The sequence below is a fragment of the Paenibacillus sp. FSL k6-2145 genome (assembly GCF_037976585.1).
GTDB lineage: Bacteria > Bacillota > Bacilli > Paenibacillales > Paenibacillaceae > Paenibacillus.
In genome coordinates this window covers 4,660,140-4,684,380 of the sequence record NZ_CP150267.1, presented here as the reverse complement: position 1 = coordinate 4,684,380, position 24,241 = coordinate 4,660,140, and the positions used below count along the sequence as shown (strand labels likewise).

Below are 24,241 nucleotides of genomic sequence, written 5' to 3'. Positions count from 1 at the left end.
TCCTACCTTAGTTGCTCCAGCACATGTTGGAACACCTGCATAACGTCCTGCTCATACTCGTCCTTTTCCCCACCAGAAGCCGTATACACGAGTGAGACGTTTCCTTTGCTGCGAATCGTTGTTCGGCCAAGCGCATTCTCCAAGACAGCTTCATCACGATTCTCACTGTACATTTGTTTCATGCTGGCAGCCCGGGTTGTCGCATCACTGAAAATGTGGACTTTCACGATATGTCTGCCACTTCCATTCAACAAATACATATAAGAGATCCCACCATGGCCGTCATCGGCAGACATATTATTCATCAGCTGAATGCCTTTTGCTTCAAAACTCTTACTGATCTCACTCACCAATTCACCGTTTAATCCGTGTCCTTGACTCTGTGCCCTCATATTTCCTTCATCTGTCGCTTCGCGGGTGTAGACCTTCCGCTCCTGTTCAATGGATGATGCCGAACAAGCCACCAGTGACCAGATACTCGTGATCAACACGCCACTTACAAGTACCAACTTCATTGTTCTTCCAGCCAGACTTCGGCCTTTTCTAGCAAACCACATGCCAATCCTTCCTTTCCAGCCACGTGTACTGTGACCCAATCAGGTAGAATTAGCATGTCTAAGGACTTAGAATCTTATGCGGATGGCAGATCTGATATCGTATTGACCACCGTACGACCTACTGCACCACCTTGGAGTATCGTCTCCAGCGTATGAGGCAACTGGTCTAGAGAAATTTCGCGGATTCCCAGTTCCAGCGCACGCTCCGGTTTCCATTCTCCGCCGAGCAGTTTCCACAATCGTTCCCGACGTTCCATCGGACAATACACAGAGTCTATACCAATAAGCTGGATGCCACGCAAAATAAACGGAAGTACCGTGGATTCAAAAGCTGTGCCGCCTGTTAACCCTGATACCGCTAACGCACCTCCGTATTGAATCTGTTTTAATCGCTCCGCGAGAGCTGGTCCTCCTGTTGGATCAACAACTCCCGCCCATAGCTGTTTCCCCATGGCTCCTTTGGCTGGAGCATCAGCTTCTTCACGAGTAATAACCTCTGAGGCACCCAAGTTTCGGAGCAATGACTCCTCCTGATCCTTCTTGCCTGTGCTGGCTGTTACTTCAAAGCCAAGTTTCGCCAGAATCGCAACTGCCATACTTCCAACGCCACCTGTTGCACCCGTAACCAGAATCTTGCCCATCTCCGGTTTCACTCCAGCCTGTAACAGCGCATCTACCGAAAGTGCAGCCGTAAATCCTGCGGTTCCAATCGCCATGGCTTCTTTCTCACTAAGGCCCGGTGGCAGAGGCACCAGCCATTCACTGCGCAGACGAGCATACTCGCTGTACCCCCCGTAATGGGATACGCCAGGTTCGAACCCTGTACTGATCACCCGATCTCCTGGTGCAAAACGTCCACTGACCGACTCCTCTACCGTTCCAGCCAGATCAATTCCCGGTACCATCGGATATTCACGAACGACACCACCCTTTTCAAGCGTCGCGAGTCCGTCTTTATAATTGACACTGGAATATTGCACCTTTACCATAACATCTCCATTTGGCAGATCTTCCTTCTTCAGTTGCTCTATAGAAGCGTTCACTCCGCCCTGTTCTTCTTTACGGACAACGTATGCGTTAAATTGATTTTTCATTGATAGCCACTCCTTCTTTGAATTTTGTATATTTTTCCATTAAGCACATGAATTGTTCGTATTTCGGCTTAACGGTTACCTTTTACTTTTGGATTCTTCCTCATGTTAATGATCAAGCTCTGTCTCTCCTGAGCGTCAACAGATAGATTAGTGGACCCACGATGGGGATAATGCCTGTCACTGCCCAAGCTGGTGAACGTCGACTCGCTTCAGTATCCCTGTATATCGCAATCATGGAAAGTAAGGTCAGCAGTACAAAATCAATCGTCATGATATGTACAAAGGCAGATTGATTGAATGCATCCATATATACATCCGGATGACCTTGCGTCACGGCATAGAATGCTGCCCCCAGTGTCAACAGCAGAAGGACTACATGCGTCAACTTATGAGCTGCTAACCGTCCAATTCCCCACTTCCGCTGACGACCAAAATGCAAGCTTGTGTAACCCGAAGATCTATTCGCGGACGATGACCATGCATAAAAGGGAAGCAGGGCAAAAGCACCCAGTCCAAAAGAAAGTATGACAAAAGGCCAAGCCGGAACACGGCCTCGTTCTTTCACAGATGTTCTTAACAGCATACAGGCATACACTGCCGGGAAAATACCTAACCACGAAAATACAGTAAGTAACCAAGGCTCTTTACTTTGCATTGTAATCAACTCTTTGAATATCGGATCACTTCCAGGTGACTGCCCCGGTGCCAACAACAATGCATAGGCAATAAAAGCAATCCAGACCAGTCCTAATATCCATCTCATGTCTGCACCTCCTCTTACTTTCATCCCCTACAGCTACGGGATTGAATCAATAGTTGCAGAATTTGGCGTCTCCTGCGCTTTCCCGAGAAATAATTACTGCTTTTCCCCTACATCTTGAATCGGGCATGGCTATTTCCAGTATAGCCTGCTACCTCGGCAGTCTGTCCATGAGATTTCTTACATCAATGGTCCATCTCATCGGGATCATATAAGAAAAAAGTCTATCAACTATCGACGTACTTTAACAGAAGACAGAACGCATTTAGCTGAAGTTTTTCTTGCGATCATCGAATCGTTCAACTCCGCTAAGAACGTATACATTTTATAGGCATCAAAAAGGCATAAGCCAGTATTCCTCACTGGATATGCCTCTCTGTAATTCTTATGTGTAGATCATTCCTCTGTGGATTTCACATGTTCCGCAATGAGCTTCTGCTTCATATTCCATGCCGCAGGGCTGATGTTCACACGATAGATCTCCGGATTGAGCTTCCGTTGGTATTCAGGCCAGAAGAGGTTCATCTGTTCCCGGTGGTACGCCCGAATCTCATCCAGATTAGGCAGTTCATACACTTTACGTCCATTCACAAAGATTGGCTCCAGCATATTAACCGCTTCGTAGCGGGTAACTGTCTTTTTCAGGTAAGGGTGTAGCGGGTTGAACAGCTTGAGCGGTCCGCCCTGTAGCGGCTGCTCTTCATCTGGATAGCAGATATAATCTGCAATCGCTTTGCCATGTTTCGGATCAATGATCCGGAACACTTCCTTTTTACCTGGAGTGGACACCTTTTCAGGATTGGCAGATATTTTGATCGTAGGTAGCATGGCACCGTCTACTTCACGCTCCACCAATTTGTACACTCCACCCAAAGATGGCTGGTCAGAAGCCGTAATCAACTGTGTACCAACACCCCATGTATCAATCCGTGCTCCTTGAGCCTTCAGGTTGAAAATCGTATTTTCATCCAAATCATTGGATGCAACAATTTTCACATAATCCAGGCCAGCCTCATCCAACATCTGACGTGCCTGAATCGACAAGTACGCTAGGTCACCACTGTCGAGACGAATGGCATTCATCTTTTTGCCTTGGCTCTCCAACTTCTTGGCTGTTTTGATAGCGTGAGGTACTCCACTGTTCAACGTGTCAAAGGTATCAACCAGCAGCGTAACCTGATCAGGTAACACTTTGGCATACACGTCAAACGCCTCCTGTTCGCTCATAAAGCTCTGTACCCAGGAATGGGCGTGTGTACCTGCTGTTGGGATCCCAAAGCGCTCTCCGGCCAGCATATTAGACGTTGCATGGAAACCTGCTACATACGAGGCACGTGCGCCCCAGATGGCAGCATCCGCTTCCTGTGCACGCCGTGTGCCGAATTCGAGCAACGTATCCTGCTGCGCTACCTGTTTGATCCGCGAAGCCTTGGTTGCAATCAACGTCTGATAATTCATGAAGTTAAGTATCGCTGTCTCCACCAATTGTGTCTCCATAATGGAGCCTTCTACCCGAATGAGCGGTTCGTCAGGGAAAACAATTGCACCCTCCTTCATGGAATGAATCGTCCCCTGAAATGAAAACTGGAGCAACTCTTCCAGAAAGACCGGATCGTAATTTTCCTCTTGTTTGGATAAAAATTTGATGTCGTCCATCGTAAACCGAAGCTGGCTGATATAGTTAACAATCCGTTCCAATCCGGCAAATACCGCATATCCGTTGCCAAAAGGAAGCTTACGGAAATAGGCTTCAAATACCGCCTTCCGCTTGTGAGTACCATTCACCCAATGGGCGTACATCATATTGATCTGATATTTATCCGTATGTAAAGCCAGGCTAGTTGTCTGCATTTGTCTCATCCTCTCTGACTTCCGCTCGTGCCCCCAGATTTCATCTGTGGACACGGGTTAACATATGGAGACTTATTCTTCATGATTCTGTTCATCCGTATTCAACAAACAAGTCTCCCGTAAAAAACTCTATACACCATTCACCACATTCATCCGGTTCCTAACATGAGGCCAACCAAACATGACTATGGAGTAAATTAAGCCAAGACTGTCTCGCTCGCCTTAACCACCGAAGCACCCAGGCTGGAACGAAAATGTCCAAGTGCCCACTCATGCCCTGCCGGATTAAAGCTGGCAACTGCATCTTCATATACCGTAATATGAAAACCTTTATTGTAAGCATCCACTGCGGTATGCAATATGCAAATATCCGTACATACCCCAATCAGTGCAATATCCGTAATACCACGTGCACGCAGTCTGAGTTCCAGATCAGTCCCACAGAATGCACTATATCTCGTCTTATCCATCCACTGTATATCTGTTTTCCGTTCTTCCATCACCTGGGCAAGACGACCATATAACTGTCTCCCCTCCGTATTTCTGATGTTATGAGGTGGAAAAAGGACAGTCTCCGGGTGATATGGATCATTTTCCTCGTGCAGATCCACAGCCATGATTACCTCATGTTTGTTCTTACAATAGGCCTCGGTTACAGCTGCAATCGTCTCGTCGATCTCTACTGCCGGCTGACCTACAGGCAAAGAACCTGTCACAAAATCGTTCGTAAAATCAATGACAATCAGTGCTTTCATCGTCAACACTCCCTTAGCCAAGAAATGGTTGATCCTGATTCAATCAGATTGACACACCTACACCTTATTACGTATAGATGGAAAGTCGTGGTACGAGTTCTGTAAAACGATATAGTTGCGCCGGACGCTGCGAGTACTGGTTGGAACTCACCAGGTTCCCCTCTTCATCCCGTACTTCTTCCACAATGCCTTTACGGCTGCGGGTAGACGTAATCTTGCGAATGAAGTTTGGTTCTTCAAAATCCGGTACAACACTTTGAATAACCTGATATAATTCACTTAATGTAAACTCACGTGGCAGGAATTGACGAGCAATCGTCGTTTCCAGCATCTGCTGTTGAATACGTCGATAAGCATCTTCGATGATTGTTCTGTGATCAAAAGCCAGTTCCAGTTCTTGCAGCGCCTCCTGAATGGTGAACAATCCAACATCCTCAGCATCATCTGCTGCTTGGCGTTGATCCAGCATCCATTCTTCCACAAGTGCAAAAAATGCGTGAGAGATAATCCAGCCCCTTGGGTCACGACCCGGCTGACTGTATACATTCAAGTATTCCAGATGTCCACCGTCTACACCTGTCTCTTCCATCAGCTCACGCTTAGCTGCACCGTAGATGGATTCATTCTCCTGACAAAATCCACCGGGCAATGCCCATCTGCCTGCAAAAGGCCAGCCTTTGCGCTTGATCAGCATCACTTTCAGTTCCCGAATGGGAAGTGTCTTCGTCACCGTCTTGCGCTCCCGCTTGGTCAAGGTGAACATAACGATATCCGCAGGAACACCATCGGGGGTACGATATTTTTTGGAACTATAAGCACGTGCTGCTTGTTCGTCGCTCTCTGCATTAAAGTGTTCGTAGTTTTCGCTCATGGGCACCACCGACTATTTTCATTTTGATAATTTCATTATGACATAATAATATCTTTTGTCAACCGCAGGATTCTTGCGTTACGTTCTCGGGCGTGCTATGCGGAATGTCGCCGTAGCCATACATCCCAACGTGCCCGATGCATCACGAACCTCCGATTGAGTCGTAACACTGCGTCCTGCTTGATGCAGTACCGTAGCTGTCACCGTTAACTCCCCTTGTTTCATTGGTGCAAGAAAATGCACGTTCAGATTCGTTGTCACACAGCCGTCCACTTCCATTGCTGCTGTTGCGACCATCCCCATCGCCTGATCCATCAGTGAAGTCAATACACCCCCATGAATAATCCCCATGGAGTTCGTATGATGTTCGCCTGCTGTCAACGCGATCTGTACTTCTTTACCGTCTCCTTTAATATAACGACAGCCGAGAAATCCCCAGAATCGTCCGTCTCCGTCTTCCACCATTTTGTCCAAAATACTCATTATTCATTTCTCCTTTATTCACTGTACGTATCAAGCTCTCTTGATGTCATGTGCCTTTATCATTAAAAATCAGCTGCGCCACACAAAATAACCCCACAGCGTGGAGCTTTGCTTGGAATTATATTCCGAGTACTTGGCGATAGCCACTCCACGTTTACGGTTATGTAATGTCAAAAAAGGCGCGGACAGCGTCCGCACCCTTCCGTCATTTAACCGCAACTGGTCGGAGGTGAATCCGTTCCAGCCTCCACGTTTACTTTTTCAGAAACCGTATCCCGGATTACAGAGATCACTAGTTGAAGCAAGTAGTTGATGTCGCTCTGGCTCTGCTGGAATTCCGTAACCAATGGAATACTGTCCAGTTCGCTTTGCAGATCGTCAATTTCCTGTTCAATTTTGCTGACCATCTCCACATTTTTGAAGCTTTCAAAAGCAACAATCTCTTTTTGTTTTTTCTTGATCGTTGCAATCAACTGCTGGATGCGCTCATGATCACGAATTTTGGTTTCAGCCTGTTGAAACTGTCTAACTTCCTCACTCGTTCCGAGCATATCAGCCAATTCTTTGGCTTTTCCCATAATGTCGTCGCGTATGACCAGATTGCGCGTATCGTAGGTTGGCATTCCATAATGGTTGTACTGCACTTCTTCCTGCGCCACTGAAATCGCTCCATTCTATGAGATGATATAAGATGAATATTCATGTTGCCCTAGCTCAGTTGACTGCTCAGTGACCGCTACGGTGTCGGATCGTTCTTTTGATCGCTGTTGTCTCCGAATTTTTTTCGATTGAACATATTCAAGGTGAAAATTCGGAGACAAAGGCGAACGCTTCGCTTCTACAGAATCGATTCCGTCACCTTCGCTACGCTCGGCGTAACCCCGCTAAGTGCAAAAAATCATTCATCTTATTGGTGTGTGTATTACTGATTGGCAGCTACCGGCTCGGAGAGCAGGTTGCCCCGAATATAAAAAGTCATCGGATCGGTGATTTCCACTTGTACGAAAGTACCGATCAATTCTTTGGGTCCTTCAAAATGCACCAGCTTGTTGCTGCGCGTACGTCCTGCCAGAACTTCGGAATTCCGCTTGCTCTCGCCTTCAACGAGTACTTCAACGATTTTGCCGCGTTGCTCTTCATTGCTTCGGTGGCTGTATTCGTTGATCGTTTCGTTCAAGCGTTTCAAACGTTCCTTCTTCACTTCCATCGGTACGTTGTCTTCCATCACCGCAGCCGGTGTACCTTCCCGTGGGGAATAAATAAAGGTATAGGCAAAATCATACCCTACTTCACGGACAAGGGAAAGGGTATCTTCAAACTGTTCTTCCGTTTCACCCGGAAAACCAACAATAATATCCGTTGTTAACACCACATTCGGGATGGCTTTTTTAATTTTGTCAGCCAGTTTCAGATAGTGTTCCCGGCTATACTTGCGGCTCATACGTTTGAGCACTTCCGAACTGCCAGATTGCACCGGAAGATGAATGTGCTCCACCAGGTTTCCGCCCTTGGCCAGCACTTCAATCAAGCGGTCATCGAAGTCACGTGGGTGACTGGTTGTAAACCGTACTCGCGGAATATCAATTTGGCGAATGGCATCCATTAAGTCACCAAAGCTGTAGTTCAGGTCGGTGAAATCCTTGCCGTACGCATTAACATTTTGACCAAGCAGCGTGATCTCCTTAAAGCCTTGTCGTGCCAAATCCCGAACTTCGGCAATGACATCTTCCGGACGACGGCTGCGTTCTTTGCCCCGCGTAAACGGAACAATGCAATATGTACAGAACTTGTCGCAGCCATACATAATGTTCACCCAGCCGCGCATACCCTCACGTTTCTTCGGCAGGTTCTCAATAATGTCGCCTTCCTTGGACCATACCTCAACAACCATTTCTTTGCTGAACAGCGCTTCCTGGATTAGATGTGGCAATCGATGCACATTATGTGTACCAAAGATCATATCCACAAATCCATGCTTCTGCATGATTCGGTTAACGACGCCTTCTTCTTGGGACATACACCCGCATACGCCAAGTAACAATCCCGGACGTTCGAGTTTTAGCGTTTTCAGGTGACCAAGCTCACCAAATACTTTATCTTCCGCATTTTCCCGTATGGCACACGTATTGAGCAGAATAATATCAGCTTCTTTGCGATTCTCTGTAGCCTGATATCCCATAGACTCAAGCAGTCCTTTGATGGTTTCTGAGTCATGCTCGTTCATCTGACATCCATACGTATATACAATATAATGTTTGCCTTTCCCTATGTTTTTCAGTTCATCGGGAACGGCATTTTCGTAAAGCACCTGGACGTCTTCCTTGCCCCGCTGTTTCTCCTGACGATGATTGGGTTCCGATTTGATGTTAATCTCACGGCCCCGGATTCTTATCTTTTTGCTGAATTCATCTTGCGAAATTACTTTGGCATCGGAGAAATCAAAATATTGGGAGTAATCCTTTTTTGAGTCTTTAGCCATTTCCTTCGGTCACTCCTTACAGCCTCTATTAATAAAAAATCGTTCATTCATCCCTGTTCCAGGTGAATTTCTTGCTTGGAACACCAAAAGAGCATTACAGCAAATTATAGCATGAATTGGGCTGTAGTTCCACATCCAAAGCACATGTCCCTTCGTCTAATCCGTAACATGCCATGTTCAGAAGAATACTCAGAAAATACAAAAACCTGAGCCTTGCCATCAGGGCTGGAATTAACCGTCCCCTGTTGGCTGTGCTCAGGTTTATTTGTTATTCAGACCGCCCCAATTGGCGGCTGAAGCTATTACACGTAATTAATCGATGATTTCAGCAGTGTCGCCATTACGAGCGCCAGCAGCGTTAGCTTCATCTGTATCAATATGCATGTCCAGTGCGAAAGAATCGGATACACGAGCCAGTACATTTTCCAGTACAAGACCGCGATCTCCGCCGAGGCGAACTTTCAGCATTTGTTTGTCCTCGATACCCCATTTAGCAGCATCAGAAGTATGGAAGTGAATGTGACGAGCAGCAACGATAACACCTTTATCAATCGTAACTTCGCCAGCAGGACCTTTAATTGTGATTCCTGGTGTACCTTCAATACTTCCAGATTCACGTACAGGTGCTTTAACACCAATGGCAAATGAATCTGTCATGGAGATCTCCAGTTGCGTTTCAGGGCGAACAGGTCCAAGGATACGCACTTTATCAAACTGTCCTTTCGAACCAATTACCGCTACAGTTTCGTTAGCAGCGTATTGGCCAGGCTGGGACAGAGGTTTAAATTCAGTCAGTTCATAACCTTTGCCAAACAAAATTTCAACGTGCTCTTGGGATACATGAATGTGACGGGCAGATACGCCCACAGGTACTGTTTTACTCATTGTAAATTTCACTCCTTGTTTATCTATGGCCTGTACTCAGGCTCTTAACAATCCAATGGTATTATACCCCTTTTTGGAGTGAAATGAAAACGAACTGGTGAAAATTCATGAAATACACTTATTTCACCATCATTCCCGTCCTTTATTTGGAAAACTAGTTTCATTTCAACACATTCAGCGCACACACCAGTTCACTATTTCATGGAATTCCCCTTTATCTTTGGATTGCTCTCTGGCAAGTGTTCCCCCAGATAACTCATCGCATTCCCCCACAACCAGCCGCGAACCAGATGTTCATCATAATGCTTGAGCAGGATTTCCGTCAGTCTCGGATAATGCCCTGAGTGTTCAAGTCTCTGAATATACGTGGAGATCCCATCAAAATCAGACCCCATCATCAGATGATGCTGCCCGCCCAGAGAACAGATCTCCTCAATATGAGGAAGCAGATCTTCTATACGTACCTCACCCTCCTGTTTTACAAACCAGGGCACAAACGTCAGTCCGATCCGCCCTTCCCGGGCAATGATGGCCTGAATCTGATCATCTTTCAGATTACGCACATGGGGACATACGCTATAGCTGTTGGAATGGGAGGCGATAAAAGGTCGTTTACTCAAATCAGCCAGCTCCCAGAAACCTTTCTCCGTCAAATGTGACACATCTAACAGCATTCCAATTTCATTACACTGGCGCACCAGTTCTTTCCCCTTCTCGGTCAGACCTGCTCCTCGCTTCTCCATCACTCCGTCAGCCGCCCAATTGGCATAATTCCACGTTAGTCCAATAATTCGAACACCCATCTGATAACATAACTCCAGATAGAACAGGTTGCCCTCCAGGCCATCTACACCCTCCAGTGTGATTAATCCCCACGGACCCTCTGTCTGCCCCACCTGAGCCACCTGTTCACGCCATAACAACGTCTGTGTGCCGCCAGGCCGCTCCTGACTTCTCTCCACACGTCTACGATAAATCTCCAACTGCCCCATCACATGTTCAAACTTGCCTCTGCCAAGTACTTCGGGTAAATAGATGGCGAACGCCTGCAATCCTACATTCCCCTCATTCAAACGTTTCAAGTTCACATCCAGTTGTGGAGCATCTTCAAATGAAAGAGCAGGCTGCATCAAAATTTTGCTCAGTGCATCACAGTGAAAATCAGCTACACGCCAATCAGACACGGACATCTTAAACCCTCCTCCATATTTTATTGCAAAAAAAACGCAAAAAAACCTGTCTACATCGTAAACAGGTTCAATGCATACTGCATGTATTATCTGGGCTCCACAATCAGCTTAATGGCCGTTCGGTCCTCGCCGTCGATCACAATGTCTGTAAAAGCTGGAATACAAATCAGGTCAACTCCGCTTGGTGCTACAAATCCCCGGGCTATCGCTACCGCTTTAATGGCTTGGTTCAGTGCTCCCGCTCCAATTGCCTGCAGTTCAGCATTTCCACGTTCACGAAGAACCCCTGCAAGAGCGCCGGCTACAGAATTAGGATTGGACTTTGCTGAAACTTTTAATACATCCATGGTAAGTACCTCCCTGGGAATGTTGAAAGTTTGTTTCCACTTACTAGATGTTATTCGCGGGAGGCAAAAAAATTCCTTCTTTTTAGACGGGTTTCCCTGCAAAATGGGACAATACCCCTATTCCATGCGCCACTCGTCCTCCGTCAGACGAATTTTTTCGATGCGTGTTGCCGCACCTGTGGTTTCATCAATTTCAACAAAAACACCATGGAAGTGCCATTTGCCATCATCCACAACAAAACGTACAGGTAGTTGGGTGTAGAACTTACGCAGCACGGCCTCACGCTCCATACCCAATATGCCGTCACGAGGTCCTACCATGCCTGCATCCGTCAAGTAAGCTGTTCCTCCAGGCAAAATCCGATCATCATTACTCTGTACATGCGTATGTGTACCTACAACGAGAGACGCACGTCCATCCAGATGCCATCCCATGGCAATCTTTTCTGACGTCGCTTCAGCATGCATATCAACTAAAATACATTTATAGTCTTGGCGCAACTCATCTACAATTTCATCAGCTACACGGAATGGACAATCCAGAGCAGGCAGGAATGTTCTTCCTTGCAGATTGACAATCGCTAGCTCTTTCCCTTCGCCTTTGACAACCGTGTATCCTCGTCCTGGTGTGCCTGGTGGAAAGTTCGCTGGACGAATCATGCGCGGCTCATCATCTATAAAATCAAAAATATCTTTATTGTCCCAAGTATGATTACCAAGTGTAATACCATGTACACCCCAGTTGAAAAACTCATTTGCGATTGCACCGGTAATGCCGCGACCTGCTGCCGCATTTTCACCATTCACAATCACTACATGTGGCTTATACTTCGATTTCAGATACGGTAAATTTTCCTTTAATGCCTTACGTCCCACGTTACCTACAATGTCACCAATAAACAAAACTTTCATTGATTACTGCCTCCTCAATTCCTGCAAAGTCCTCTTACTTCAAATGTTGAACCTTTGCAGGACTCTATCTCATGCTCCATAATGTGTAGTTGCCTTTTAACAGGCTATCAACAGGAAAAGTGGCCCACTACTGCGGCCACTTTTCCGTAATGCTCTATTTTGCGTATTCAACCGCACGGGTTTCCCGGATGACGGTGACTTTGATGTGACCCGGATAGTCGAGTTCATTCTCAATCATCTTTGTGATGTCACGGGCTAAGCGGAAGGCTTCAGCATCATCGATCTTCTCAGGCTGTACCATAACGCGAACTTCGCGTCCGGCCTGAATGGCGTACGATTTCTCGACACCTTCGAAGGATTCTGAGATTTCTTCCAGCTTCTCCAGTCGTTTGATATACGTTTCCAGCGTTTCGCGGCGTGCGCCTGGTCTTGCTGCGGATAGCGCATCTGCTGCGCCAACCAACATGGCAATGACCGAAGTCGCTTCGCAATCTCCGTGATGGGACGCGATACTGTTGATTACAACCGGATGTTCTTTGTATTTCTTCGCCAGTTCCACGCCAATTTCGACGTGTGATCCTTCCACTTCGTGATCCAGCGCTTTACCGATGTCATGCAATAGACCTGCACGTCTTGCCAGAGTTACGTCTTCTCCGAGTTCGCCAGCCATCAGTCCAGCCAGATAAGCGACTTCCATGGAATGTTTCAAGACGTTTTGACCGTAACTTGTACGGAACTTCAACCGGCCCAAAATTTTGATCAGATCCGGATGCAGACCATGCACGCCCACTTCAAAGGTAGCTTGCTCACCGTATTCACGGATGCGCTCATCCACTTCTTTGCGGGATTTCTCAACCATCTCTTCAATCCGTGCCGGGTGAATACGTCCATCAGCCACCAGTTTCTCCAGGGCAGTACGGGCGATCTCACGGCGAATCGGGTCAAAGCCCGACAGAATAACAGCTTCTGGCGTATCATCGATAATGAGGTCAATCCCTGTAAGGGTTTCAAGCGCACGGATGTTACGTCCTTCACGACCGATAATCCGGCCTTTCATTTCTTCATTTGGCAGAGTAACAACAGATACCGTTGTTTCCGCTACGTGGTCAGCCGCACAACGTTGGATGGCGAGTGTAATAATCTCGCGGGACTTTTTGTCCGCTTCTTCCTTCGCTTGTTGTTCAATGTCCTTGATCATTTGAGCCGTCTCATGACGAACTTCCTGTTCTACGTTGGACAGTATGATACTGCGTGCGTCTTCCATGGTGAGGTTGGATATACGTTCCAACTCTGTCACCTGGTTTTTGTAAATCATTTCGATCTGCTGCTGAGTCTCATCAATTCGTTTCTCTTTGTTAGCCACTTGCTCTTCTTTACGTTCGAGTGATTCCAATTTTTTATCCAGCGACTCTTCTTTTTGCAACAATCGTCTTTCTTGTCGTTGAATTTCATTCCGACGTTCACGAGTGTCTTTTTCAGCTTCAGCACGAATGCGATGGATTTCATCCTTCGCTTCCAGCACCGTTTCTTTCTTCAGTGCCTCTGCCTCTTTCTTCGCGTTCTCCACGATTTGTACGGCAGCTTGTTCCGCACTAGAGATTTTAGCCTCTGCAAGAGATTTGCGAATAAAATATCCTACTCCGAACCCAATGATTAGCGCGGCCACAACGAGAGCGATCGTGATTGCAGGATTCATACTGTTCACCTCCTCGTTGGTTCCTCCAAGGCATTCCTTGGGTCAATTTGCAGTTTTCAAACCTTACATATGTTTGGGAATAACGAATACTCACGGCGATCCCCCGCCGATTTTCATTTCACATGTACATGTTTCCACGTACTATTCACTGTTTCCAGCGAACCCATAATTAAGAATGGTATAAATCTTAAGAAACCGAAACCGCTTTTTTGGAAGGAAAAAGGGTTGTCCATTTCTTACAGACTCATGTCCATTTTAGTATTTGACGAAAGAAATTGTCAAGAGAATGCAGTATAGAGACTCTAGTCTGCTAATCCCATAACAACGCTTCGTCATCTTCAGGGTCCCCAGCCTCATCTTCTTCAATTAAACAATTCACGACCCGGCGCACCATATCCATTGAAAAACCACGTCTCATTAGGAAGGGAAGCGTTTTATTTTTCTTCTCTTTGACGTCCCCTTTGACCTGATTCCATTTTTTGCGTCCGGCACTCAAGGCAGTCTCAAATTCCGCATCTGTACTAATACCTTCTAGTGCCTCAACAATGAGATCATTGGCAATGCCCTTTTGACGCAGCTCTTGCCTTATCCACAGTTTTCCCTTCCGCTTGCCCTCCATACGCTGTCTTGTCCATTCCTTCGCAAATAGATCATCATCCACTAACTTCTCCCGCTCAAGGCGATCCAGCGTCTCTTCAATTAATGGTGCAGCAAACTCCTTCTGACGAAGTTTCTGACTTAATTCATGGCGCGTACGTGGCTTATGCTCCAAAAAACGCAGAGACTGTGCATACGTCCGCTGTCGCTCATCAGCTACAATGATTTCCTCCAGATCCTTCTTCATAAACGTATTGCCTTGAGTCATCCTGTATTTAATCATCACATCTTCAAGAACCGTAATGGAGTGGATACCAAAAGTGATTCGATAACGAGCTTGCCTGCTCTTCGTTCGTTCTACACGTGTAATAATAAGTTCTTCGTTATCCGGAAATTGGGATAGGCCATCCTGTTCTGCTTCTTCATATAAATCCTCGTCATGTTGATCCATTCAGGTCTCCCCTTTCATAACATTTTCATTCTGACTACGCCAAGCACATCTCCACACATAAGACAAAGAACACTAATAATACAAAAGACCGGGAACTCTGCCCGGCCTTTACTCCACAGTTAGCGTGCTAACAGCCCCTGTCCATTGGGACAGGGGCTGTTAGACAGCATGAGTACTCCCACTACAATCCATTATCCAGATTGATCCAAGCTCAATCTGATAAGTTTACGGAGCCCAGTGGGGAACACCCTCAGGGTCCTCCCTACAAGGGAGGACCCTGAGAAATTACTCGTTGATTTCAAACAATTCTTGTTCTTCTTCTGCTTCTTTTTGTTGCTCTTCACTAGTTGGCGCAGGAACTGCGGTAGTCAAGTTACTAGCTACCCGAATTTTTTGTTCAATGATTTCAGCAATGTCTTTATGCTCTTTCATGAACTGCTTTGCGTTCTCACGGCCTTGTCCTAAACGCTCGCCTTCGTAGGAGTACCATGCACCACTTTTATTAACGATATCCAGCTCTGTACCAATGTCAATGATACTGCCTTCTCTCGAAATACCCTCGCCATACATGATATCCACTTCCGCTTGTTTAAACGGAGGTGCCACTTTGTTTTTCACAACTTTAATACGAGTACGGTTACCAATCATGTCATTGCCTGATTTGATACTCTCAATACGACGCACATCCAGACGTACTGTGGAATAAAACTTCAGAGCACGACCACCAGGTGTTGTTTCCGGGTTACCAAACATAACGCCGACTTTCTCACGAAGCTGGTTAATGAAGATTGCGATTGTTTTGGATTTGCTGATTGCACCAGACAATTTACGCAACGCCTGAGACATCAAACGCGCTTGCAAACCAACGTGTGAATCACCCATTTCGCCTTCAATCTCTGCTTTTGGAACCAAGGCAGCTACGGAGTCAATAACAACGATATCTACTGCACCACTGCGTACAAGAGCTTCTGCAATTTCCAGCCCTTGCTCACCCGTATCTGGCTGAGATAGAAGCAATTCGTCAATGTTAACACCCAATTTGCTTGCATATTGAGGATCAAGAGCATGCTCGGCATCGATAAATGCTGCTTGTCCACCAACACGTTGTACTTCAGCAATCGCATGTAATGCGACAGTTGTTTTACCTGAGGATTCAGGTCCATATATTTCAACAATACGGCCTTTAGGCAAGCCGCCTGTTCCTAATGCAATATCCAAAGCCAAGGAACCACTGGGAATAATTTCCACATTCATATGAGTGGACTCACCCAGTTTCATGATGGATCCTTTACCAAATTGCTTCTCTATTTGACGGAGCGCCATATCAAGCGCGGCACGACGGTCTGACAATAAGCTCACACCCTTTACTGTTTATAAGATAATGATACCTTGTTTTAACACGTTTGCCAAGCTTTTTTTCGAACATACATTCGTTTTTTTGTAAAGGCCGAGGCGCCTCTTCCTCAAGGAAACTTTCCATTAAACAGAAAAAAGAACCGTAAACAAGGCTGTAAAGCCTAATTCTACGGTTCTTCCGTCTTCCTTAATTATACTTGCTTGGAACTGTAAATGCAATCGAAGCTATTAACTAATCAATCCATCGCCACAAGTTTTTGCCATAAGCGATAGAGAATCGCTTTGGCTGAACGAATGCGAACAGTCTCACGATTACCATTAATACGCAGCTCATGAATTTCCGTCTCTTTTCCACGTTCAGCAAGAGCGATGAAGACAAGTCCGGGTGGTTTACGTTCCGAATATCCCGGTCCAGCTACACCGGTAACAGCCAGGCCAAAATCAGCATCGCCAATCATACGGATCTGTTCAGCAAGCACTTTTGCAACCTCAGGACTTACCGCCCCTGGTGCATCTTCACCTTCCAGATAATCATGAGGCACATTTAGCAACTTTTCTTTAATTTCATTGGAGTAACAAACAATTCCACCTTTGAGCATTGACGCACTTCCGGGTACAGAGGTCAGACTTTGCATGACAAGCCCTCCTGTACAGCTCTCAGCAGCGCTGAGCGTCAACCCCATGTCAGACATCATGGTTACAATCGTGTACTCTATAGGCACATCCTCGTTCGCGTAGAGATGTTCTGTCAAACGCTCCCGAATCTGAACCTCCATCGCATCCAGCTTCAGCTTCGCCTCTCCCTCACTCGCAGCCTTCGTGGAGACACGTACCGTAACTTCGCCTTCGCTCGCGTAAGGAGCAATCGTGGGGTCTGTCTGCGCGTCAATCAGATCCAATAGTCGATCTTCCAAAGCAGATTCACCAATACCTGCGAATTTGAGCATTCGGGAATAGATTGGCATCTCTTCTGTGAGCACATGCTGGAACAGCCAAGGCTTGACTTCCTGTTCAAACATTGGAATCAACTCTTTAGGTGGTCCAGGCATTACAACATAATATTTGTCATTGTCAGAAATCGCATTTCCCGCCGCAAGTCCTGTTTCGTTGGCAAGAGGTGTGCCGCCATCAATAACGATCGCCTGACGTCGGTTATTCTCTGTCATGTCCACATTACGATCTCTGAAAAAGCTCTCAATTTTGTCCATTGCCATTCGATCTGTATGCAGTTTCCGGTTAAGAACAGCTGCGAGCGCATCCTTGGTCAGATCATCTTGGGTAGGTCCGATGCCACCGGAAAACAAAATAACGTCTGCACGGCCCTGCGCAATGCGTATAGCTTCACTAAGACGGTTCAGGTTATCCCCAACCACCGTTTGGAAATATACATCGATCCCCATCGCAGCCAATTCACGGGATAGGTATCTGGCATTGGTATTGACGATTTGTCCAAGCAGTAGCTCTGTGCCAACTGCAATGATTTCTGCCTTCATTGAGCATCCTCCTGTACACGTGGTGAGTGATCAAAGGGCAATAGGATAATTTCCTATTGCCCCTGACCCAATGCTTCCTTCATGATTACCCATTTAAGAACAAACCATTATGCTTTTGTTAAATGAAGCAAATTTTTGTTTTTGATAAAGTAATCGATACCCGACCAGATGGTAATAAGCGCTGCTGCCCATACCGCAATAATATCGACGTGAATACCCGTGTATGAAAACGGGAAATTGTTCAACAGCAACAGCACAATCGCCACAATCTGCACTACAGTCTTCAGCTTGCCCCAAGCACTAGCGGCAACAACCGAACCATCCAGCAATGCAATTTGACGCAAGCCGGTAACTGCGAATTCACGACTAATAATAACAACTGCAATCCAGGAATCCAGCTTGCCCATCTCCACAAGCGAGATCAAAACTGCAGTAACCAGCAGCTTGTCTGCGAGTGGATCAAGCAGTTTCCCCAGATTGGTAACCATGTTATTTTTCCGCGCAAGGTATCCGTCAATTCCATCTGTGCTTGCGGCGATGATAAAAATAACAGCAGCAATCAGTTGATTATACGGAAGCGAAAAGCTTCCAAGCTGCAACGGCTCTGGATAAAATGGAAAATCCACGAGCAGGAACACCATCAAAAAAGGGATTAAGCAAATTCGTGCAAGCGTAATCCGGTTGGGTAAATTCACAAGACGCCCTCCCTCATATCCTCCATTACTCCAAACAATCATCATAATCCCGTTATCATCATCCGGAACATGAAATGTACAGTTTCAATGTCAATCCATATTAACATGATCCCACTATGTAGAAACGCAAAAAATAAAGTCAACCGCTCAAAAGCAAAACCGCTTTAAACGTTCCGGTGACTTCCAGAAGATGTACTGCTTTTCACAAAGTCAGCAAACGATGAGGACTGGACTTGATGCATGACTGCCAGCAATGCACACTTAGTATAATATACGCCCAATACAGTGTCAAAAAACACTTTTGCTACAAAAAGGCCATATTACTTGAAATTTGTATATTGCAAATCCAGAGGTAGGTTAGCACCATTTAGCAGCTGCATGACAGCTTGCAAATCATTTTTACTCTTACCAGTTACCCGGAGTTGGTCTCCCTGAATCTGACTCTTCACCTTCATCTTGGAATCGCGAATTAGAATATTGATTTTCTTGGCGATGTCCTGATCAATCCCCTGTTTAAAATTCAAACGCTGTCGGACTGTACCAGAAGACGCTGGCTCTACCTTTGCGTAATCAATGTTTTTCAATGGTAGACCACGCTTCGCCATTTTGGATTGCAGCACGTCAATGACAGCCTTGAGTTTGGTCTCATCATCAGATACGATCGTTAACGCATCCTTATCCAGTTTCAGGCTGCTCTTGCTGCCCTTGAAGTCATAACGAGTGCCAATTTCCTTCTCGGTTTGTGTAACGGCATTTGTCAGTTCTTGCAAGTCCATTTTGGACACGATATCAAATGAATTTTCTGAACTCAAACCAGTCACCCTTTCAGTTAATCGTATGTTCTGTAACATTATAGAGGATACCTTAAGCAAAAGTCTAATTTCAAGCTGTTTTAGACAAAGAAAAAAGCATTTTTGGCTTCCACTTGAAGTGGCTGCCAAAAATGCTTGCTGGTCCAGCTTCCAACCTAATAGCGGCTGCGGTTGGGCTGTCTGAACATATCGAGCACACCCAAAAGCACATGTGCAAGTCCAAAACCCAATATTCCGTAACCCCAAGCACTTGGAGTCAGGTAATAACCCAGGAGGCTGACAATGATCCCTAAACCTGTTACGATCCAGCTGACTGTCACAGCCATCCACCTCACTTCACCAAAAGTTAACTGCAAGTTAAGACACGGTTATTGTCTCCTGCAGTTGACCCGGTTATTCGCTCCCCGTGGTACCCCCTGTACCGTCCGTTGATCCATTTTCAACACCTGTAGAAGAAGTAGTACTACTACTACTGTCTTCACCAAGCTTCAAACGGATCCGATTGGTCGCCTTGCCATCCGTTACAACTTGCCCGCCAACCTCAATCGTGGTCGCTGCAGCGTAACCGGACTTAATATACATGCCTGCACTATCCAACTCAAAGGTATAGCTGTCACCTTCCGCTGTGTTACCATACTCCAACTTCTCTCCACTGGAGTTTTCGCCTTTGTACACTTCCAGCCAGCTATGACCTGTTGCTTTGATCGTAACCGTTACAGGTTGCCCTGCACTACCGTTAACTTTAAAGTTCGTAATATTTCCTGATTTCCCATCTTCGGCAACAGTCACATTAGACGGTGAATTGTCAGTTGGTTCTTCCTCAGTTTCATCCGTCTGTCCGTCCGTTTGGCCATCAGTTTGACCATCCGTCTGTCCTTCCGTGTCTGTACCACCGCCGTTACCGCCAGCTTCGCCCTCACCAGTACCGTCAGTACCTGAATCTGTCGCAGGCGGATTAGATGCCTGTCCGTTGTCGGCAGGTTGATCCGGTTTATCCTCAGGCTGTTGTTGACTGTCCGTAATTTTGACCTGATCAAGCCCCGGATTATCTGATTCATCACCATTGTTATACACCACGTATACATACAACAGTACTACGATCAAAACAGGGAATGTCCACATCAGCGCGACAGACATCCACCGATTACTACGCTCAACCGGACGGCTGGAACGCTTCTGTATAACCGGTTCCATCGTTGCTTCCGCCTCTTCTGCGGGTACGTCTTTTTTGTGTCCCTCCAGCAGCTCATCAGGGTTCAGTCCCACGGTCTCCGCATAGGTTTTGATGAAAGCACGCACGTAGAAGCTACCCGGCAGCACTTTATAGTCTCCTGCTTCTATGGCCTCCAGATACCTCTTGCGAATTTTTGTCATTTCCTGTACATCGTCAAGACTCATCCCTTTTTGCAGCCGGGCCTCCCTTAACTGCTGACCCAGTTCAGACATGCCATCTCCTCCTTATGTTTATCTCTTGAGTTGTTGCTAATCTATTTCATGATTCCGTACGGTTCCTTACAATTCGTCGGTGTAGCTAGCCGTAAACGTATCATAAATAATTTCTTCATTCGGATTGTTGCGAAGTTCAATAATAATATCAAAATCATTAAAATCATATTCGGATTCCTGTACAAAAATATCCGGATGTTCAATAACTTTGGTGCTAGGCATGGTCATAATATCCTGCAACAGGTTGTAATGCCGCTCACTGGAGCGTATCGTGCTAACAATACCGTCGATAATGAACACATTGTTCGGGTTCAATTCGTCTTCGGACATTTGACTCCTTATCGTCTGACGAAGAAGTGTGGAGGAAACAAACGTCCATCGCTTCATTGCGCATACGCTACCCGCAATAATGGACTCCGTTTTACCAACACGAGGCATTCCACGCAAACCAATGACCTGATTGCCTTCCCTCTTAAATACTTCACCCAAAAAGTCCACAAGTAACCCAAGTTCATCTCGTGTGAAACGAAATGTCTTGCGATCATCCGAGTCACGGTCAATGTATCTGCCATGACGCACGGCCAAAATATCCACCAATTTAGGTTGACGCAAAGCCGATACGGTGATGCTGTTTACTTTGCCAAGCATTTCACCAAGCAAACGGATTTTTTCATCATCATCCGATTCAAGCAGCATGCCTCGAGTTTTGCCTTCAACACCGTTAATGGTCAATATATTCACTTCAAGCATCCCCAGCATAGAGGCAATATCGCCTAACAAACCGGGTCTGTTCTTATGTATTTTATATTCCATGTACCATTGTTTAGATTCCATTTCAACACCCCGTAATGCATTATTCCACATTATTCGACAGCAACAGAACGTGTCCACTGGACAACAATCTGAGACATCTTCTAAAAATGGGTCACGTTAATGATATATAAAATGAAAATGAATTACAAGAACAGCTCTGTAATCCGTTTGTAATCATTAGAGAAAAGCCCCCTTGCGGGAGCTCTTCATCTGTAATCTTATGCGTTTTGTTTGGCCAATTTGACCATCAGGCACGCAATCGTACGACGCTCATCTGCATCGCCGACATCCCATAACTCTTTCAATGCCCGGTTGGAATGGTTCGCCGGATCGACTTTCTCATCAAGGAAGTCGCCGATTTCATACGCAAGTTTGTTGATGGTTTCTTCACTCATCCCCATCTTCTCTGCTTGCAGTACGCGGTCACCCAGGAACTTCTTCCATGTGTCAAAACTGGAGAGCACTGTTTTTTCTGTTGACATGATAAATCCTCCTTAGATGACGCATGAGATTTAAAATCAACAGTTGTAATATGTGCTTTCGAGGCATTTTATATACGAGCATTTTGAAAATAATCCGGAAGACGGTTGCTTCCAGGCAATCTTCACCTGTTTCATCTACAGCCAGTCAAGTTTTCTTGCTTTTTTACGTTAACCAACCGCCATTTGGACTGATAATCTGCCCATTGATATAACCAGATTCAGGGAGTGCCAGAAAATAAACCAGTGATGAGATTTCATCAGGTTGAGCAAGTCTTCCTGCCGGAATTTCCTCTTCCAGCATCTTCAGTTCACTCTGATCCAGATGGTTCAGCATGGATGTCTGAACGGCGCCAGGAGCAACGGCATTTACGGTTACTCCGGAAGGTGCGAGTTCTTTCGCAAGCGCTTTGGTGAATGCATTCACCCCACCCTTGGTTGTGGAATACAGCACCTCACAAGAAGCACCAGACAGTCCCCAGATCGACGATACGTTAATGATTCGGCCATACCTTTGGGAGATCATGTGAGGCATCATTTCCTGTGTGCACATAAACGTGCCTTTGAGGTTAATCGCCATCACTTCATCCCAGATCTCCTCTGTAACATCAGACAACATCCCGTAGTGCGAGATTCCTGCATTATTCACAAGAATATCTGGCATGAGATTATGCGACTCGAGTTTCTCACGCATGCGCTCAATCTGTTCCCGGCTGCGAAGATCCGCAGACACGGTCATGATTTTTCCACTGCCCTGTTCCATACACCGTCTGGCGGCTTCATTGGCTGCCTCATGCGATTTCATATAGTGTATAACAACATTCATTCCCACTCTGGCGAAGCGTTCTGCGATAGCCGCTCCAATGCCACCGCTTGCACCAGTTACCAGTACAGTCATTTCCCCGATTGCCTTCAATTGTCCTGTTCCCCTCTCCATATCAAGGACTCACGACTAGCGATACAGCCAGTTGATCCCAGCGAATATGCTCTCTCAGTCTGAGATTTACCTCTTCCAGTGTAATCGATTCATAGAGCGGGAGCATATTGAAAAAATCACCGCCACGGAATTGCTGACGTGTAAATTCATGCGCAATGTTCTCCGGAGAATTGAGCATACGCAAATATCCGCCTATTTTCTTTTTGCGTGCACGTTCAAAATCCGTGGATTCGAACCCTTTTTCTACAATGGCATCCACTTCTTCACGTATACGCGCAAGCAGTTGATCAGGGTCTTTTGTATCACCACCAATGGCTGAAAACGCATATTGCGGCGAACTGTTATACTCATGGCCAAAGCTGTCCGAGATCAGATCTTCATCGTAGAGCTTCTGAAATAATCGTGTGCTTGAGCCAAACAAAAGATCCATCATCAGCTGCGTTGTCATATCTCGCCGTAACAATTGTTCTCCGGTAAGTCCAATGTCTGTCTCCTTGAATCCAAACAGACATTTGGGCAGTGAAACAGCCAGTTTTGCTTCCCGTCTGGCTTCTCCTACCTGCTCAGGCTCCGGTTCGAAGAAGCGTTCAATACTCCCCTGTGGCTTATAATCCTTCTGCTCCTGGTTCGATCGAACCATATCAATGACTTCCTGTGGATCTACACCACCCACCACAAACAAGAGCATGTTACTCGGATGATAGAAGGTGTTATAACACTCATATAACATCTCTTTGGTAATCGTACGGATGGATTCCACCGTTCCTGCAATATCGATATGCACCGGATGTTTCTGATACATGGCTTCGATCAATCCAAAATAAACACGCCAATCCGGATTATCAGCATACATGTCAATTTCCTGTCCGATAATGCCTTTTTCCTTTTCCACGTTTTGATCGGTGAAGTAAGGATTTTGCACAAAGTCGACTAATGTTTGTATATTTTCATTCACATGTTCGGTCGCTGAAAACAAATAAACCGTCTGATCAAAGCTCGTAAACGCGTTAGCTGAAGCACCATGAGACGCAAATGTTGCAAAAATATCACCTGTTGGTTCTTCAAACATTTTATGCTCAAGGAAATGAGCAATCCCATCCGGGACCTTCACTTCTTCCTGCCCTTCAACCTGAAAATGATTATCCACCGATCCATACTTGGTTGCAAACGTAGCATACGTTTTCTGGAATCCCGGTTTAGGCAAAATATAGACATGCAGTCCGTTATCCATTACTTCGTAATATAGTGTCTCCTGCAAATGCTCATACCGAATGCTCTCCAC

At 46.0% G+C, this 24,241-nt stretch carries 25 protein-coding genes; all 25 read right to left on the bottom strand.

Annotation, left to right across the window (positions count from 1 at the left end):
- Window positions 1-2: 2 nt before the first annotated feature.
- Window positions 3-557 (bottom strand): hypothetical protein, encoded by a 555-nt coding sequence (locus NZ043_RS20875; protein ID WP_253507558.1) that lies wholly within the window; start codon window positions 555-557, stop codon window positions 3-5.
- A gap of 74 nt (window positions 558-631) precedes the next feature.
- A complete protein-coding gene (locus NZ043_RS20870; protein WP_253507555.1) occupies window positions 632-1,651 on the bottom strand; it encodes an oxidoreductase in 1,020 nt (339 codons plus the stop codon).
- A gap of 112 nt (window positions 1,652-1,763) precedes the next feature.
- Window positions 1,764-2,414: a hypothetical protein gene (locus tag NZ043_RS20865; RefSeq protein ID WP_339309138.1), complete on the bottom strand. Its 651-nt coding sequence runs from the start codon at window positions 2,412-2,414 to the stop codon at window positions 1,764-1,766.
- A gap of 393 nt (window positions 2,415-2,807) precedes the next feature.
- Complete coding sequence (locus tag NZ043_RS20860) at window positions 2,808-4,262, bottom strand: nicotinate phosphoribosyltransferase (protein ID WP_091017227.1); 1,455 nt, start codon at window positions 4,260-4,262, stop codon at window positions 2,808-2,810.
- Window positions 4,263-4,459: 197 nt separating this feature from the next.
- On the bottom strand, window positions 4,460-5,017 hold the full coding sequence (locus NZ043_RS20855; protein ID WP_339309137.1) for an isochorismatase family cysteine hydrolase: 558 nt from the start codon (window positions 5,015-5,017) through the stop codon (window positions 4,460-4,462).
- 67 nt (window positions 5,018-5,084) lie between these two features.
- A complete protein-coding gene (locus NZ043_RS20850; RefSeq protein WP_091031809.1) occupies window positions 5,085-5,888 on the bottom strand; it encodes an NUDIX domain-containing protein in 804 nt (267 codons plus the stop codon).
- A 78-nt stretch (window positions 5,889-5,966) separates the two neighbouring features.
- Entirely contained in the window at window positions 5,967-6,371 is a 405-nt protein-coding gene (locus NZ043_RS20845; RefSeq protein WP_036609249.1) for a PaaI family thioesterase, read from the bottom strand.
- Between the two features lie 209 nt (window positions 6,372-6,580).
- Window positions 6,581-7,030: a YlbF family regulator gene (locus tag NZ043_RS20840; protein ID WP_091031814.1), complete on the bottom strand. Its 450-nt coding sequence runs from the start codon at window positions 7,028-7,030 to the stop codon at window positions 6,581-6,583.
- 263 nt (window positions 7,031-7,293) lie between these two features.
- Window positions 7,294-8,850, bottom strand: coding sequence for a tRNA (N6-isopentenyl adenosine(37)-C2)-methylthiotransferase MiaB (gene miaB, locus NZ043_RS20835; RefSeq protein WP_339309136.1), 1,557 nt, complete (start codon window positions 8,848-8,850; stop codon window positions 7,294-7,296).
- Window positions 8,851-9,162: 312 nt separating this feature from the next.
- Entirely contained in the window at window positions 9,163-9,735 is a 573-nt protein-coding gene (locus NZ043_RS20830) for a phosphate propanoyltransferase (protein ID WP_017689107.1), read from the bottom strand.
- A 194-nt stretch (window positions 9,736-9,929) separates the two neighbouring features.
- The gene (locus NZ043_RS20825) at window positions 9,930-10,925 is read right to left on the bottom strand and encodes a dipeptidase (protein ID WP_339309135.1); all 996 of its coding nucleotides are present in this window, start codon (window positions 10,923-10,925) and stop codon (window positions 9,930-9,932) included.
- Between the two features lie 86 nt (window positions 10,926-11,011).
- The gene (locus NZ043_RS20820) at window positions 11,012-11,272 is read right to left on the bottom strand and encodes a stage V sporulation protein S (protein WP_007430104.1); all 261 of its coding nucleotides are present in this window, start codon (window positions 11,270-11,272) and stop codon (window positions 11,012-11,014) included.
- A gap of 117 nt (window positions 11,273-11,389) precedes the next feature.
- On the bottom strand, window positions 11,390-12,184 hold the full coding sequence (locus NZ043_RS20815; protein WP_076330701.1) for a TIGR00282 family metallophosphoesterase: 795 nt from the start codon (window positions 12,182-12,184) through the stop codon (window positions 11,390-11,392).
- A 154-nt stretch (window positions 12,185-12,338) separates the two neighbouring features.
- On the bottom strand, window positions 12,339-13,880 hold the full coding sequence (gene rny / locus NZ043_RS20810; protein ID WP_036609258.1) for a ribonuclease Y: 1,542 nt from the start codon (window positions 13,878-13,880) through the stop codon (window positions 12,339-12,341).
- A 310-nt stretch (window positions 13,881-14,190) separates the two neighbouring features.
- On the bottom strand, window positions 14,191-14,928 hold the full coding sequence (locus NZ043_RS20805; protein WP_091031821.1) for a regulatory protein RecX: 738 nt from the start codon (window positions 14,926-14,928) through the stop codon (window positions 14,191-14,193).
- 285 nt (window positions 14,929-15,213) lie between these two features.
- Window positions 15,214-16,278 carry a recombinase RecA gene (recA, locus tag NZ043_RS20800; RefSeq protein WP_062833851.1) on the bottom strand — a complete coding sequence of 355 codons (1,065 nt, stop codon included), beginning with the start codon at window positions 16,276-16,278 and terminating at the stop codon, window positions 15,214-15,216.
- A 242-nt stretch (window positions 16,279-16,520) separates the two neighbouring features.
- Window positions 16,521-17,777, bottom strand: coding sequence for a competence/damage-inducible protein A (locus NZ043_RS20795; protein WP_091017238.1), 1,257 nt, complete (start codon window positions 17,775-17,777; stop codon window positions 16,521-16,523).
- A gap of 107 nt (window positions 17,778-17,884) precedes the next feature.
- Window positions 17,885-18,472 carry a CDP-diacylglycerol--glycerol-3-phosphate 3-phosphatidyltransferase gene (pgsA, locus tag NZ043_RS20790; protein WP_062833849.1) on the bottom strand — a complete coding sequence of 196 codons (588 nt, stop codon included), beginning with the start codon at window positions 18,470-18,472 and terminating at the stop codon, window positions 17,885-17,887.
- A 320-nt stretch (window positions 18,473-18,792) separates the two neighbouring features.
- Window positions 18,793-19,284: a YajQ family cyclic di-GMP-binding protein gene (locus NZ043_RS20785; protein WP_017689115.1), complete on the bottom strand. Its 492-nt coding sequence runs from the start codon at window positions 19,282-19,284 to the stop codon at window positions 18,793-18,795.
- Window positions 19,285-19,439: 155 nt separating this feature from the next.
- Complete coding sequence (locus NZ043_RS20780) at window positions 19,440-19,604, bottom strand: hypothetical protein (RefSeq protein ID WP_167350848.1); 165 nt, start codon at window positions 19,602-19,604, stop codon at window positions 19,440-19,442.
- 73 nt (window positions 19,605-19,677) lie between these two features.
- Window positions 19,678-20,730: a RodZ domain-containing protein gene (locus tag NZ043_RS20775; RefSeq protein WP_091031823.1), complete on the bottom strand. Its 1,053-nt coding sequence runs from the start codon at window positions 20,728-20,730 to the stop codon at window positions 19,678-19,680.
- A gap of 66 nt (window positions 20,731-20,796) precedes the next feature.
- The gene (locus NZ043_RS20770; RefSeq protein WP_024630282.1) at window positions 20,797-21,564 is read right to left on the bottom strand and encodes a DUF3388 domain-containing protein; all 768 of its coding nucleotides are present in this window, start codon (window positions 21,562-21,564) and stop codon (window positions 20,797-20,799) included.
- A gap of 197 nt (window positions 21,565-21,761) precedes the next feature.
- The gene (locus tag NZ043_RS20765) at window positions 21,762-22,025 is read right to left on the bottom strand and encodes a DUF3243 domain-containing protein (protein WP_017689119.1); all 264 of its coding nucleotides are present in this window, start codon (window positions 22,023-22,025) and stop codon (window positions 21,762-21,764) included.
- Between the two features lie 163 nt (window positions 22,026-22,188).
- The gene (gene fabG, locus NZ043_RS20760; RefSeq protein ID WP_026081137.1) at window positions 22,189-22,959 is read right to left on the bottom strand and encodes a 3-oxoacyl-ACP reductase FabG; all 771 of its coding nucleotides are present in this window, start codon (window positions 22,957-22,959) and stop codon (window positions 22,189-22,191) included.
- Window position 22,960: 1 nt separating this feature from the next.
- Window positions 22,961-24,241, bottom strand: a complete 1,281-nt coding sequence (locus NZ043_RS20755; protein ID WP_133384339.1) for a pitrilysin family protein — start codon at window positions 24,239-24,241, stop codon at window positions 22,961-22,963.